General features: G+C 69.8%; 12 protein-coding genes. 4 read left to right on the top strand and 8 right to left on the bottom strand.

All coding sequences use genetic code 11. The features are described 5' to 3' along the window. Positions 1-32 precede the first annotated feature (32 nt). Positions 33-1391, top strand: a complete 1359-nt coding sequence (locus tag ACMYLB_RS09635; RefSeq protein ID WP_415910709.1) for an integron integrase — start codon at positions 33-35, stop codon at positions 1389-1391. On the opposite strand, the gene ACMYLB_RS09640 is transcribed toward ACMYLB_RS09635, so the two are convergent. From ACMYLB_RS09640 to ACMYLB_RS09660, 5 genes are all read right to left on the bottom strand, one after another. Next, positions 1322-2947: a DUF1501 domain-containing protein gene (locus tag ACMYLB_RS09640; protein ID WP_415910710.1), complete on the bottom strand. Its 1626-nt coding sequence runs from the start codon at positions 2945-2947 to the stop codon at positions 1322-1324. The two genes, ACMYLB_RS09635 and ACMYLB_RS09640, sit on opposite strands and share 70 nt — an antisense overlap. A 42-nt stretch (positions 2948-2989) precedes the next feature. Beyond that, the gene (locus tag ACMYLB_RS09645; protein ID WP_415910711.1) at positions 2990-4480 is read right to left on the bottom strand and encodes a DUF1800 domain-containing protein; all 1491 of its coding nucleotides are present in this window, start codon (positions 4478-4480) and stop codon (positions 2990-2992) included. A gap of 299 nt (positions 4481-4779) precedes the next feature. Next, on the bottom strand, positions 4780-5202 hold the full coding sequence (locus ACMYLB_RS09650) for an alanine racemase C-terminal domain-containing protein (protein WP_415910712.1): 423 nt from the start codon (positions 5200-5202) through the stop codon (positions 4780-4782). Next, positions 5154-5933 (bottom strand): alanine racemase, encoded by a 780-nt coding sequence (alr, locus tag ACMYLB_RS09655; RefSeq protein WP_415910713.1) that lies wholly within the window; start codon positions 5931-5933, stop codon positions 5154-5156. Before alr ends, ACMYLB_RS09650 begins: the two co-directional genes overlap by 49 nt. 88 nt (positions 5934-6021) lie before the next feature. After that, complete coding sequence (locus ACMYLB_RS09660) at positions 6022-6705, bottom strand: peptidase M22 (protein ID WP_415910714.1); 684 nt, start codon at positions 6703-6705, stop codon at positions 6022-6024. 141 nt (positions 6706-6846) lie between these two features. On the opposite strand from ACMYLB_RS09660, the gene tig reads away from it, so the two are divergent. From tig to clpX, 3 genes are all read left to right on the top strand, one after another. Next, the gene (gene tig / locus ACMYLB_RS09665) at positions 6847-8169 is read left to right on the top strand and encodes a trigger factor (protein ID WP_415910715.1); all 1323 of its coding nucleotides are present in this window, start codon (positions 6847-6849) and stop codon (positions 8167-8169) included. Beyond that, complete coding sequence (locus tag ACMYLB_RS09670) at positions 8166-8786, top strand: ATP-dependent Clp protease proteolytic subunit (protein ID WP_415910716.1); 621 nt, start codon at positions 8166-8168, stop codon at positions 8784-8786. The genes tig and ACMYLB_RS09670 overlap by 4 nt, the downstream gene beginning before the upstream one ends. Positions 8787-8861: 75 nt before the next feature. Next, on the top strand, positions 8862-10172 hold the full coding sequence (gene clpX / locus ACMYLB_RS09675) for an ATP-dependent Clp protease ATP-binding subunit ClpX (protein ID WP_415910717.1): 1311 nt from the start codon (positions 8862-8864) through the stop codon (positions 10170-10172). A gap of 295 nt (positions 10173-10467) precedes the next feature. On the opposite strand, the gene ACMYLB_RS09680 is transcribed toward clpX, so the two are convergent. Genes ACMYLB_RS09680 through ACMYLB_RS09690 form a run of 3 tightly spaced genes read right to left on the bottom strand, consistent with a single transcriptional unit; the run spans position 10468 to position 13747 of the window. Further along, positions 10468-11535, bottom strand: coding sequence for a M42 family metallopeptidase (locus ACMYLB_RS09680; protein WP_415910718.1), 1068 nt, complete (start codon positions 11533-11535; stop codon positions 10468-10470). Positions 11536-11591: 56 nt separating this feature from the next. After that, positions 11592-12353, bottom strand: a complete 762-nt coding sequence (locus ACMYLB_RS09685) for an FkbM family methyltransferase (protein ID WP_415910719.1) — start codon at positions 12351-12353, stop codon at positions 11592-11594. Beyond that, the gene (locus ACMYLB_RS09690) at positions 12350-13747 is read right to left on the bottom strand and encodes a dihydrolipoyl dehydrogenase family protein (RefSeq protein WP_415910720.1); all 1398 of its coding nucleotides are present in this window, start codon (positions 13745-13747) and stop codon (positions 12350-12352) included. Before ACMYLB_RS09690 ends, ACMYLB_RS09685 begins: the two co-directional genes overlap by 4 nt. Positions 13748-13775 lie beyond the last annotated feature (28 nt).

Raw genomic sequence — 13775 nt, forward strand, 5'->3', positions numbered from 1 at the left:
AACCTCACTTTTTACATGGGCCGTTTTACACGATGAATGGCCCCATTTCCTTTCCGGTGTGGAAAGAACAGCTGGCGCAAGCCGGGCTGGGACCGAGCCGACAGGAGGCATTCCGGTGCGAAATTCTTTCCTTTCTCCGGCACTGCAAGGCCACGCATTCGGCCGCGACGGCTGAGCTCGCGCGGCGGTATCTGGAGGAACGCGAAAGGCTCACCCGAAGACCGGCACGCGAGGCGTTGCGCTGGTTTTTCCGGCAAGGCGCGCGCTGGATGGAGGCCAATCGGGAGCCGCGCGATGAACCGACCGGGACGCACGGATCTCCGGGGGCGAGACCGGCGCCGCCATCCCTCCGGGAGAGCGGGGCGATCCGCCCGTCTCCGAACCGCGGGCGCTCGGCTCCGCCCCGGCTGGCGGCGGATGACCTCGGGAACGAACCGTGGGAGCGCCAACTCGTGCGTGCGTTGCGTGAGCGGGGGATGCTCTGGCGCACGGAACAAACTTATCGGGGGTGGGCCGTCCGCTTCGCTCGCTTCATCGCTCCGCGCAGTCCCTCTGCCGCCGACGGAACGGACGTGGCGGCCTTTCTCTCGGCGCTGGCCGTCAACGGCCGGGCGAGTCCGGCCGCACAGAAGCAAGCGCTGAACGCGCTGGTCTTCCTGATGCAGGAAGCGCTCGCGCGCGACCTGGGCGAAATGAAGTTCACGCGTGCGTTCCCCAAACGCCGCCTGCCGACGATCCTGACGGCCGGGGAGTGCCGGGCGCTCTTCGCGCAGTTGGGCGGCACGCCGAGACTGATGGCCGAGCTCGCCTACGGCGCCGGCTTGCGCCTCATGGAACTGCTGCGCCTGCGGGTGCATCATCTGGATCTGGCTCGGAGCCAGTTGCGCGTGCTCGGGGGCAAAGGCGACAAGGATCGGGTCACGGTGTTGCCGGAGTCGCTGCGCGCTCGCCTGCATGAGCACCTGGCACGGTTGCGATCGCAATGGGAAGCCGATCGTGCCGCGGGCCATGCCGGGGTGTGGCTGCCCGAGGGGCTGGCGCGCAAGTATCCGAAGGCGGGTGAAAGCTGGGAGTGGCAGTGGCTGTTTCCCGCGCGGGATCTTTCGCGTGATCCGGCCAGCGGCGTCGTGCGACGCCATCATTTGAGTGACACGACGTTTCAGCGCATCGTGAAACAGGCCGCGACGCGCGCCGGCAGCAACAAACGCGTCACGCCGCATGTGTTCCGGCACTCCTTCGCCACGCACCTGTTGGAGAACGGAACGGACATTCGCACGGTGCAGGAGCTCCTCGGGCATGCGAGCGTGGAGACGACGCAGATCTACACGCACGTGATGAAGAGGCCGGGGCTCGGCGTGCGCAGTCCGCTGGATCGGAGGACGGAGGACTGAGGGCGGAGGACGGGCGCGGGGGGGCCGGCCGGACGGGAGCCGGCATCAGGGGGTGCGGCGGGAGAGGGCGGTTGGGGACTACCGAGCGCAGCGACATCAGACACCGCCCCTACCGGAGGGAGCAGGCGGTTGGGACCGCCGCCCCGACCGGCGGTCGGGGAGGAGGGTGGTTGGGGGCAAGCGCCCCGACCGGAGGGGTCAGACGAAGGCGAGGGGGCGAACTTCGTGCCGAGGATCTTCTGCGAGTCGCAGGCGAGCCAGCGGTCGAGGACGGTGGCGTAGACGGCGCGGAAGTCGGTCGAGAAGGTGAGGTCCTGGTTGTGCTCGACGGCGAGGCTGGGCGCGGTGCCGTGCAGGCCGGACTTCACGCGCGAGCCGAGGACGAAGAGCGGCGCGGCGGTGCCGTGGTCGGTGCCCTTGCTCTCGTTCTCGCTCGGGCGGCGGCCGAACTCGGAGAAGGTCATGGTGAGGACCTGGCCGTCGAGTTTCTTGCTCTCGAGGTCGCGCTGGAAGGCGGCGAGGCCCTCGCTGAGCTGCTTGAGGAGGTTGGCGTGCTGGCCGGCCTGGTTGGCGTGGGTGTCGAAGCCGCCGAGCGAGACGTAGTAGACGCGGGTGGAGTTGCCGGCGGCGATGAGGGCGGCGACGTTGCGCAGCGAGCCGGCGAAGGCGTTGCCGGGATACTCGGCGCCGGGGCGGTAGTCGGCGAGGATCTGCTGGAAGCGCTTCTCGGTCACGAGCGCGTCCATCATGGTGTGGCGGAGGTAGCTGGTGTTGTCGTGCTCGTGGTCGTCGTGGCCGCCGGCGGGGGCGGGGTGCTGGAGCATGTTCTCGAGCAGGGCGAGGTTCTCGCGGCCGCCGCGGCCGCCGCGGGCGCCGGGGGCGAGGTTGAAGGTCGGGTGGTCGCGCTCGGCGAGGAAGGCCTGCGGCACCTCGTTGCCGATGCTGACGGCGCAGGGCGCGCCGCCGGGGGCGCCGGCGCAGGCGTTGTCGAAGTAGCGGCCGAGCCAGCCGGTCGCGAGCGTCTGGTCGGAGTCGGCGGCGGTCTCCCAGATCTCCGTCGAGCGGAAGTGCGAGCGGTTGGGGTTGGGATAGCCGACGTTCTGCACGATGCCGAGCTTGCCGTCCTGGAGCAGCGCGTGGAGCGGCGCGCAGGCCTTGTGGAGGGCGATGCCGTGGCCGACGGTGAGCAGGTCCGACTCGGGCAGGCCGAGCGTGGGGCGGAGGCGGCGGTAATGCGGGTCGGCGAAGGGGACGACGGTGTTGAGGCCGTCGTTGCCGCCGGCGAGCTGGACGAGGACGAGGATGGTGCGGTCCTTCTCGGCGACGGGCGCCTCGGCGGCGACGGATTCGACGATGAACGACGGCGCGAAGCGGCTGAACGCGAGCAGGCCGATGCCGCGGCTGGTATATTTGAGGAACTCGCGGCGCGTGGAGGGCAGGAACGGATGCGGGTTGTTCATCGGGAGAGTGGAGACCTGGAGCTGAGAGCTGAGAGTCTGGAGTTGAGAGCTGAGAGTTGAGAGTTGAGAGATCGGGCGGCGGAGGGTGGGCGCCAAGAGGCGTAAGGAATCGGGGAGCGCGGGTGGACGGATCGCTCCTCAGCAGAGTTGGTAGTCGGGGGATTCGAGGAGGGTGGCGAGGGCGGTGCGGACGCGGGCGCGGGCGGCGCCGGGGTTGCCCTTGGCGAGGAAGGAGGCGAGCTGGTCGGCGAGGGCGGGGTCGTGGCGCGACGGCAGGGCGAGGGCGAGCAGGGCGCGGGCGGCGTCGGCGGGCGGCAGCTTGGCCCAGGCGTCGAGGCGGGCCGGGGCGAGGGTGAAGTTGGAGACGCCGTTGGTGGCGGCGACGTCGAGCTCGAACAGCTCGTCGGCGTTGAGCGTGGCCTCGTTGAGCGGGTTGAGCAGCGCGTTGGCGACGGCGCGGCGCGAGGCGAGGGTGGCGGAGTTGATCCAGTTGCGGCCGCCGACCCAGCCGCGGACGTTGGGCGGGTTGAAGGGCAGCTGGCCCATGGAGCGCAGGGCGCCGATGACCTGGCGCGCGAGCGGCGCGGGCGTGAGGTCGAGGTCCTGCGTGAGGCCGAGGAAATACTGCAGCGGGCTCTTGATGAAGTTGCCGCGGAACTCCTCGGCGTAGAAGAGGCGGCTGCCGAAGAAGGCGCCGAGGAGGGCGCCAAAGCGGTAACCCTGCCGGGCCCAGGCGGCGCCGAGAGCGTCGGTGTATTCCGCCGGCAGCGCGTTTTCGCTGAGGTAGAACTTCACCATCTCGCGCGGGAGGAAGGTGCCGGCGGCCTTCTGCTGGAAGACGAGGTCGATGACGTCGTCGCCGGTGAAGTTGCCGGTCTGGCCGAAGACGGTCTTGGTGCCGGCGTCGTGCTGGCGACGCTGGAAGAGGAACTTGCCCGCGACCTGCCGGTAGCCGGTGAAGGCGCGCGCGGCCTGCTTGATGTCGGTCTCGGTGTAGTTGCCCTCGCCGAGGGTGAAGAGCTCGAAGAGTTCGCGGGCGAAGTTCTCGTTGGGCGCCTCGGCCTTGCTCTGCTGGAGGTCGAGGTAGAGGATCATCGCGGGCGAGCGCGACAGGGCCTTGGCGAGGAGCGGGGCGGTGCCGAGGGCGCCGCGGCGGATCCAGTCCTGGTGCTGGTAGATGAGGGCGGAGTTCTTGACCTTCTCGGCGCCGACGACCCAGACGTCCTGGAGGAAAAGGCACCATTTCTCGAAGGGCGCGTGCTCGGGCTGCGCGGCGAGCTGCAGCCAGTGGATGGTCATGTCGGCGAGCGCCTCGCGCGCGCGTTCGCGGGCATCCTGCGCGGCCAGGCGGCGCTGCTCGGCGTCGCCGCGGCCCATGGCGCGGAGCAGCTCCGGGCCGTCGGCCTCGAGCTGGGCGATGAGCGCGGGCTTGGGGAAGGCGACGGGGTGCGCGAAGGTGCGCTGCAGCGTGGCGGTCGGGCCGTCGCGAAGGGCGCGGGCGGTCTCGGCGGGCGTCGCGGACCAGCCGAGGCGGCCGAGGAGGTGGCGGGCGGCAGACTCGTCCCACTCGGAAGCGGGAAGGGGTTGCCAGGCTTCTTGCGGCGAAAGCGAACGAAGGGCGGTGGCCATGAGCGCGGAAGGTTGCCGATGAGACGCGTGCGGACGGAGAAAGGTTTCAGCGGAGTAGCGCGAGCGTGGATGGCGGCGGCGCATGCCGCGAGGGAGAGCTTTTCTTTACCACGGATGGCACGGATGAAAAGGCACGGATGGTCAGGTGACGTGCGGGAGCGCGATCCGTTTCAATCCGTGGAATCCGTGGGAAAAGAAAACGCGCGAGCGCGGCGCAGAGCAGCGAGAGGACAGGGACGGCGGGCTGAGGGCAGTTGGATTGTTGTGGCAGCGAGCAAGCTCGCTCCCACAAGAGCGCGTCAGACGCCGAGGGCGGTGCGGTAGCGGCGGGCGACGCGCTTGGTGACGGAGGTGAGGGTTTCCCAGGGGATGGTGTCGGCCGCAGCGCTGAATTCGGCGAGGGTGATCTGGGCGTCGCCCTGGCGGCCGACGAGGACGACGGGATCGCCGGCGCGCGGCGCGGCGGGGAGGTCGGTGACGTCGACGATGGTCTGGTCCATGCAGACGCGGCCGAGGATCGGACAGCGGCGGCCGCCGACGAGGACGGCGCCGCGATTGCTGGCGGCGCGCGGGAGGCCGTCGCCGTAGCCGGCGGTGATGACGGCGACGCGCGAGGCGCGGCCGAGGCGGTGGGTGCGGCCGTAGCTCACGGTGGCGCCGGCGGGGAGTTCCTTCACCAGGCCGATGCGCGCGTGGAAGCTGAAGACCGGCTCGGTGCGCACGCGCGCGAGGAGGAGTGCGGGTGCGGCAGGACGCCGAACTGGAGAAGGCCGACGCGCACGGCGTTGAACGGACCGCCGGCGCCTGGCGTGGTCTCGAGCCCGGCGCTGTTGTCGGCGTGGATGAGCACCTGCGCGGGATCGAGGCCGGGGCAGCGGGCGAGCGCGTCGAGGAAGCGCGCGCGCTGCTCGGCGGTGAAGGCCGGGTCGTCGTCCGCGCTGGCGAAATGGGTGAAGACGCCGGCGAGGCGGAGGTGGCGCGCGGCGCGGATGGCGGCGTAGAGCTCGGGCGCGCGGTCGGCCCAGACGCCGAGGCGGCCCATGCCGGTGTCGAGCTTGAGGTGGACGGCGATCGGTTTGCCGGCGGCGCGGCCGGCGGCGTCGAAGCGCGCGACCTCGTCGAGGCTGGAGACGGTGGCGGCGAGATCGAGTTCGGCGAGGAAGCGGTCCTCGTCGGGCAGGGTGGCGCCGAGGAGGAGGACGGGGAAGTCGGGGCTGAGTTCGCGGATGGCGGCGGCCTCGGCGAGGTGGGCGACGGCGAGGAGGTCGGCGCCGGCGTGCATGAGGCGCGCGGCGGTCTGCGGCAGGCCGTGGCCGTAGGCGTCGGCCTTGACCACGGCGACGTAGCGGATGTGCGGCGGGAGCGAGGCGCGGATGAGGCGGAGGTTGCGCTCGAGCGCGGCGAGGTCGATCTCCGCCCAGCAGCGCAGCGGGAGTTGGGCGGAGGCGGTCACGGCGCGAGAGCGGCGCGGCGCCGCCGGAGCGGCACGCGGGAGGCCGGTGCGGTGCTGGCGGTGCGGTCGGCGGGCGCGCGGCGCGAGCTCATTTCGGGTTCGCGGTGGCGGCGCTGTGGACCTGCGCGGACCACTTCTTGTATTCCGGCGCCTCGTGCTGGAAGGCGTCGGGGGCGTTGGTGGCGTGGAAGAGATCGGCGTCGGCGTGGGCGGCGAGCAGCGCGGCGAGATCGAAGGCGCAGTCCTGCGTGGCGCGGGGAGGCGGGCTCCAGGCGCGGAACGCGGCGGGTTGCCAGAGCGGTGCGGGGTCGGCGGCGAGTTCGGCCGCGGGGACGCGGCGGAGCGGCGCGACGCGGTCGGGTGCGCCGAAGGCGACGACGTGCCAGGTGTCGCGGCGGGCGTCGGCGATGACGGCGCCGGTGTGGCCGGCGTGCGCGAGGCCGCGGGCGAGGAGGGCGAGGCTCTGGAATTGGTAGGCGGGGCGGGCGGCCAGCGCCTGCCAGGTGCGCAGCGCCATGGCGACGGTGCGCACGCCGAGCATGGAGCCGGGGCCGGCGTCGAAGGCGAAGGCGCGGACGTCGGCGAGCGTCAGGCCGGCGGCGCGGAGGGCGTCGTCGGCGAGCGCGAAGAGGGCCTTGCCCGCCTCGTCGGGGCTGGAGCGCCAGAGCGGCGGCTGGCCGGCGCGGAGGAGGCCGACCTGCACGGAGGTGGAGGCGGCGTCGACGACGAGGATACAGCCGTGGGCGGCAAGGAGTTGGGCGAGGGAGGCCATCGACGGGCGGAGCTTGGGCGCGCGCGGCGAAAACTCCAAGGAGGATTCGGCGGCGGCGGGCCAGAAACGGCTCTTGACCGGGCTGCGAGCGGCGACTTACCTCGACCTCTTTTCATTCAGAAAACGACCCGAATTTAAGCCGTGAACGTTCAAATCACCGACACCAACGAGACCCGCAAAATCCTCACCGTCACCCTCGACAAGGGCGAGGTGGACGCCGAATACCAGACGCTCGTCGGCGAGTTCGCCAAGCAGGCGAGCCTGCCCGGCTTCCGTCCCGGCAAGGCGCCGGTCGCGATGATCGAGAAGCGCTTCGCGAAGGAGCTGAAGGAGGAGTTCAAGGGCCGCGTGGTGAGCAAGGCTTACCGCCAGGGCCTCGAGGAGTCGAAGCTCGACGTCATCTCGATCGTCGACGTGGAGGAGGGCGAGTTCGCCCCCGGCCTCTCGGCCGCCGTGAAGGTCACGGTCGACGTCCGCCCCGAGATCAAGCTCCCGGAATACGTCGGCATCGTCACCGAGGTCGCCCCGACCGAGCCGACCGACGCCGAAATCGATCAGGTGATCGAGGGTCTCCGCAGCGAGCGCGCCGACTTCAAGGTCGCCGAGCGTCCCGCCGCCAAGGGCGATTACGTGCGCTTCGGCTACACCGGCACGCTCGACGGCAAGCCGCTGACGGAAGTCGTCGGCGACAAGGCCATCTACGCCTCCGCCCCGCAGACCTGGGAAGAGGTCGAGGGCGCCAACGAGGGCCTGCTGCCCGGCGTGAGCAAGCAGATCGCCGGCGTGCAGAAGGGCGACAAGAAGGACCTCACGGTGACGTTCCCGGCCGACTTCGCGCCGGTGGCCGCGCTCGCCGGCAAGTCGGTCGTCTACGCGATCGAGGTGCAGGAAGTCCGCGAGCGCGCGCTGCCGCCGCTCGACGAGAAGTTTTTCAAGGACAACCAGGTCGACTCCCTCGACGCGCTCAAGGCCCAGGTGAAGGCCAGCCTCACCGGCCGCAAGGAATACGAGAACAAGGCCAACCAGCGCCGCCAGATCACCGACGCGCTGATCGCGCAGGCGAACTTCCCGGTGCCGGAGAGCCTGATCGCCAGCGAGCGCGACGGCGTGCTCCGCCAGTTCATCGAGGAGAACATGCGCCGCGGCGTGCCGCAGGAGGAATTCGAAAAGAACAAGAAGGAGCTCTTCGACAGCGCCTCGAAGGCCGCCCTCTCGCGCGTGAAGGTGCAGCTCGTGCTCGCCAAGATCGCCGAGGCCGAGAAGCTCAAGGTCGACGAGAAGGACCTCAACAACTGGCTCATGCGCGAAGCGATGCGCTCCGGCCAGAAGCCCGACAAGCTCGTCAAGGAGCTCGGCAAGGATCGCGAGCAGTTCCGCGCCATCCAGCAGCAGATCCTCTTCGACAAGGCCCTTGATTTCCTGGTGTCCAAGGCTACGGTCAAGCCGGCAGCCGCCACCAAATGAGCTATTACGTCCCTATCGTCCTCGAAAACACCGGCCGCGGCGAGCGGTCGATGGACATCTACAGCCGCCTGCTGAAGGACCGCATCATCTTCATCGGCACCCCGATCGACGACGTGGTCGCGAACCTGGTGATCGCGCAGATGCTGTTCCTGCAGATGGAGGACCCGAAGAAGGACATCCATCTCTACATCAACTCGCCCGGAGGCGTCGTCACGGGCGGCATGGCGATCTACGACACGATCAACTTCCTGCAGTGCGACGTGGTGACTTACTGCATCGGCATGGCTGCGAGCATGAGCACGGTGCTCCTCGCCGCCGGCACGAAGGGCAAGCGCTTCGCGCTCCCGAACAGCCGCGTGATGATCCACCAGCCCAGCGGCGGCGCGGGCGGCCAGGCGGCCGACATCGCCATCGCGGCGAAGGAAATCCTGCGTTGGCGCCAGACGCTCAACCAGACCATCGCCCGGCATACCGGCAAGACCGCCGAGCAGATTGAGAAGGACTCCGACCGCGACTACTACATGAGCGCGGAGGAGGCCAAGGCCTACGGCATCGTCGATCACGTGGTCACCTCGACCCGCGACGCCCAGCAGATCGCCGGTGCCACCGCGGCATAAACCGCGCGGCATAAGGCAAAACCCGGCGGGAAAAATCCCTCGACTAACCGGCTCTAGGGGCCGATACCTAGCATCATGGCCAAATCCTCGCGCATGACCCTCTGCTCGTTCTGCGGCAAATCGCAGGCCGAGGTCCGCAAAATCATTGCGGGCCCGGGGGTTTACATCTGCGACTCGTGCGTCAACGTCTGCAAGACGATCATCGATCGCGAGGTGAAGACGGCCCCGGCGGAGGCCGCGGCGAGCACCAAACCGGCCTTCCGCCTCGTCAAGCCGTCCGAGATCAAGAAGGTGCTCGACGACTTCGTCATCGGCCAGGACCACGCCAAGAAGGTCCTCTCGGTCGCCGTCTACAATCACTACAAGCGCCTCAATTTCGACCCGAGCCAGGCCGCGCGCGACGGCATCGAGATGCCGGCCGAGTTCACCGACGTCGAGGTCGAGAAGAGCAACATCCTGCTCGTCGGCCCGACCGGCTCCGGCAAGACCCTGCTCGCCCGCACGCTCGCCAAGATCCTCGACGTGCCCTTCGCCATTTCCGACGCCACGACGCTGACCGAGGCCGGTTACGTCGGCGAGGACGTCGAGAACGTCGTGCTCCGCCTCCTCCAATCGGCGAACTACGACGTCAAGAAGGCCGAGTGCGGCATCATCTACATCGACGAGATCGACAAGATCCGCCGCACCACGGAAAACGTCTCGATCACGCGCGACGTCTCCGGCGAAGGCGTGCAGCAGGCACTGCTCAAGATCCTCGAGGGCACGGTGTGCAACGTCCCGCCCCAGGGCGGCCGCAAGCACCCGAACCAGGAATACATCCAGGTCAACACCTCGAACATCCTCTTCATCTGCGGCGGCGCCTTCGTCGGCCTCGACCAGGTGATCAAGAAGCGCGTCGGCCACCGCTCGCTCGGCTTCCACATCAACGACAAGGACCACGAGCTGTCGCCGGACGAGATGATGCGCTCCGTCGCGCCCGAGGACCTCGTGCGCTTCGGCATGATCCCGGAGTTCATCGGCCGCCTCCCGGTCGTCTCCGTGCTCGACGAGCTCAAGGTCGAGGACCTCGAGCAGGTGCTGCTCCGCACCAAGAACGCGATGGTGAAGCAGTATTCCAAGCTCTTCGCGATGGACGGCGTGCAGCTCACCTTCACCCGCGACGCCGTGCGCGCCATCGGCAAGAAGGCCATCGAGCTCAAGACCGGCGCCCGCGCGCTCCGCGCCATCCTCGAGAAACTCATGCTCGAGGTCATGTATGAGCTCCCGCAGCGCGACGACGTCGTCGAGGTCGTGATCGACCAGGCCGTCGTCGAGGGCCGCAAGCGCCCCACGCTCAAGAAGGCGGCGAAGAACGCCTCGACCTCCTCGAGCAAGGACGCCGCCTGAGCGGCGTCGCAGGCCGGTGATAAGCACAGGCGCGGTGCGAACCGCGCCTGGTTCATTTCCGCCCGGCGCCGAACGAGCGATGCCGCGAATGCACGATGCCGCCCACGCACGCTGCGGCGCGAAGGTAGGGGCGCTTGTCCCCCAGCGCCCTTCCGGCTCGCGCTGCGGTTGTCAGCCCGAGGGCCGTTGAGGGCAACGGCCCCTACCGGGGAGAGCTGCGGTGCGGGAAAACAAAAGGGCCGGTCGAGGACCGGCCCGGCGCGGATGCGCGGCGCCAGGCGCGCCGCGCGCGTGATTACCAGTTGAAGCTCTCGCCGCCCTTCACGGACTTCGCGAACTCGACGAAGAGCTTCACGCAGTTCTCCACGTCCTCGAGGTCCACGACCTCGCTCGGCGTGTGCATGTAGCGCAGCGGGATCGAAACGAGGCCGCAGGCGACGCCGCCGCGGGCCATCTGGATGGCGCGGGCGTCGGTGCCGGTGGGGCGCGGGTCGGCCTCGAGTTGATAGGGGATCTTCGCCTTCTTCGCGCACTCGACGAGGCGGGTGTAGACCTTCGGGTTGATGTTCGGGCCGCGGCAGATGATCGGGCCGCCGCCGAGCTTGGTCTCGCCGAAGCGGCGGTTGTCGCAGTCCGGGTGGTCGGTGGCGTGGCCGACGTCGACCGCGAGCGCGACGTGCGGATCGACGGCGAAGGCCGACGTGGTCGCGCCGCGGACGCCGATTTCCTCCTGCGTGGTGGCGACGGAGACGAGCTTGGCGCCGAGCTTGGCCTTTTCCTTCTTCAGGCGGACGAGCGCCTCGCCGACGACGTAGGCGCCGACCTTGTTGTCGAACGCGCGGGCCGTGCCGACGCTGCCGTGGATGAGCTCGAACTCGTGGTCGTAGGTCGCGACGTCGCCGATGGCGACGCGCTTGAGCGCCTCGGCCTTCGAGCCGGCGGCGATGTCGATCCAGATCTCGTGCTTCTTCGGCACCTTCTTGCGGTCCTCGTCGTCCATCAGGTGGATGGCGCGCTTGCCGGTGACGCCCTTCACCGGGCCGTTGGCGGTCTGGATGATGACACGGCGGCCGGAAATGATGCTGAGGTCGTGGCCGCCGATGGTGTCGAAGTAGAGGTAACCGTCCTTGTTGACGTAGGTGATGATGAGGCCGAGCTCGTCCATGTGGCCGGCGAACATGAGCGTCGGCGCGCCCTTGGCGTTCAGGGTGGCGTAGCGGCAGCCGAGCGCGTCGTTGGCGTAGGCGTCGGCGTGCGGCTGCACGAACTGGTCGTAGACGGCCTGGGCCTGGGCCTCGGCGCCGGAGGGCGACTTGGCCCGGAGCAGTTCGGTGAGGAAAGCGGGAGCGACGTAATTCGACATGGCGCTATCTCTGTTTCAACGCGGCGCGTGCCGCAAAAGGAAAATGGCCGGACGCGTTACGACGGCCGGAGGATGAAGTCGCCGCCCTCGACGGCGCCGCCGGGGCCGAGCTGCAGCGCTTCCCAGCGGTAGCCGAGCGGGTCGAGCAGGGCGCGGGTCGCGTCGGTCTCGGTGCGGCTGTGGAAGGCCATGAAGAGCACGGGACGCGACCGGCGGATGGATTCGATCGCGCCGGCGAGGGCGAGGTGCCCGTGGCCCTCGACGTCGACCTTCACGATGTCCGGCGGGCGGATCCGGCCGCGCTCCACCCAGCCGTCGAGCCGGACGGTGCGGATGCGGACCAGCGGCACGCCGGCGCCGGGCCGTTCGTGGGCGTCGTAGGCGAGGTGGACGCCGGTGTCGCCCTCGGTCGTGTCGGCGATGAGCTCCGCCTCGCCGTCCGCGCGCGACGCGGCCGCGCGGAGGCACTGCAGCCAGTCGAGGCGGTTCATGCGGGCATGCCGCTCGAGCCGCGCGTGGCTGGAGGGAAACGGCTCGACCGCGAGCACCTGTCCGGTGGGGCCGACGCGCCGGGCAAAGCCGCAGGCGTAGTAGCCGAAATGGGCGCCGAGGTCCCAGCAGACCTGGCCGGGGCGGGGGCCCTGGCGCTCGATCGCCGCGGTGACGGCGGGCTCGTGCGCGCCGCGCCAGTAGGACGTCCACGGATAAAGCGTCCAGCGCAACCCGGCGTTGTAGCCGCCGCGCGCGCGCACGGGCCAGTATTGGAGACCGGTGCCGGTCAGCACGCCGCGGGCGAGACGATGGAGCCAGCGCTTCAAGCGCCGCGGATCTGGTCCGCGATCTCCTCGAGCGGATACGTGATGATCTCCGCGAGGGTGGGGTGATACCACGGCGCGCGCAGCATATCGAACACCGTGCCGCGCCGCGCCATCGCGACCGAAAAGCAGTGGATGAGCTCGCCCGCGTCCTTGCCCACGATCTCGGCGCCGAGGATGCGCCCGCGCTTCGGCTCGGCCAGGACCTTCACGTAGCCGTATTTCGCCTCCATCAGGATCGATTTGCCGTGATCGTCGAACGGGTAGGAGGCGGCGAGGTAGGCGACGCCGCGCTGCTGGAGGTCGGACTCGAGGCGGCCGACGGTGGCGAGCTGCGGGTCGGTGAAGACGACGTTGAGCAGCAGGCCGTAGTCGACCGGCTTGGCGCCCGGGACGCCGAAGGCGTGGCGCACGGCCAGCTCGGCCTGCTGGATGGCGACGTGCACGATCTCGGCCGGGCCGGAGCAGTCGCCCGCGGCGTAGATGTGGGGCGCGCTGGTCTGCTGCCAGCGGTTGATGACGATCTGGCCGTTCGGGCGGGTGCGCACGCCGGCGGCGGCGAGGTTGAGCGGGGCGGTGTTCGGCTCGCGGCCGAGGGCGTTGAAGAGGTGCGCGGCGCGCCGGACGATCCGCCGGCCGTCGTGCTGGAACTCGACGGTCGTGCCGCGCGCGTCCTGCCGGATCGCCGTGATCTGCGTGCCGGCGAAGAGCTCGATGCCCTCGTCGACGAAGGCCTTCTGCACCACCGTCGAGGCGGCCTCGGAGTGGTCGCGCAGGATGTGGCGGCTGCGCTGGACGAGGATGACCCTCGAACCCATGCGGCGGAGGAACTGCGCCAGCTCGCAGGCGACGATGCCGCCGCCGAGCACGATCACGCTCTGGGGCAGGAAATCGAGGTCGAGCACGTCGTCGCTCGTCCAGAACTTCGCCTCCGCGAGCCCGGGCACGGGCGGGACGCTGATCTTCGAGCCGGTGCCGACGAGGAAGAAATCCGCGGCGAGCCGCGTGCCGTCGGAGAGCTCGACCGTGCGCGCGTCGACGAAGCGCGCGAAGGCGCGGTGCAGGTCGAAGTTGCCGCCGGCGAGCGCGCGCTGCCGGTAGGCGGCGAATTCGCCGATGATCCGCCGCTTGCGGGCGTGCACCGCCTGCATGTCGGCCGCGGCGCCGCGGACGCGCAGGCCGAACTGCGCGGCGTGGCGCGCGTGGTGGAGGATCTCGGCGCTGTAGAGCAGCGTCTTCGAGGGCATGCAGCCCTTGAGGATGCAGAGGCCGCCGAGTTCTTTCGCGCCGTCGACGATGGCGACGCGCTTGCCGAGCGAGGCGGCGAGGCGGGCGGCGTTGAAGCCGGCGGAGCCGCCGCCGAGGCAGATGAGGTCGTAGGTCTTGGTCTTGGCCACAGTCTATGGATACGCAGGGGCGCGAATT

The sequence above is a fragment of the Oleiharenicola sp. Vm1 genome (genome assembly GCF_047777955.1).
Lineage (GTDB): Bacteria > Verrucomicrobiota > Verrucomicrobiia > Opitutales > Opitutaceae > Didemnitutus.

Bases quoted from the DNA above. Each gene is read 5' to 3' on its own strand.
- ACMYLB_RS09635 (WP_415910709.1), top strand. From the start codon at position 33: ATGAATGGCCCCATTTCCTTTCCGGTGTGGAAAGAACAGCTGGCGCAA.
- ACMYLB_RS09645 (WP_415910711.1), bottom strand. From the start codon at position 4,480: ATGGCCACCGCCCTTCGTTCGCTTTCGCCGCAAGAAGCCTGGCAACCC.
- ACMYLB_RS09660 (WP_415910714.1), bottom strand. From the start codon at position 6,705: ATGGCCTCCCTCGCCCAACTCCTTGCCGCCCACGGCTGTATCCTCGTC.
- ACMYLB_RS09670 (WP_415910716.1), top strand. From the start codon at position 8,166: ATGAGCTATTACGTCCCTATCGTCCTCGAAAACACCGGCCGCGGCGAG.
- clpX (WP_415910717.1), top strand. From the start codon at position 8,862: ATGGCCAAATCCTCGCGCATGACCCTCTGCTCGTTCTGCGGCAAATCG.
- ACMYLB_RS09680 (WP_415910718.1), bottom strand. From the start codon at position 11,535: ATGTCGAATTACGTCGCTCCCGCTTTCCTCACCGAACTGCTCCGGGCC.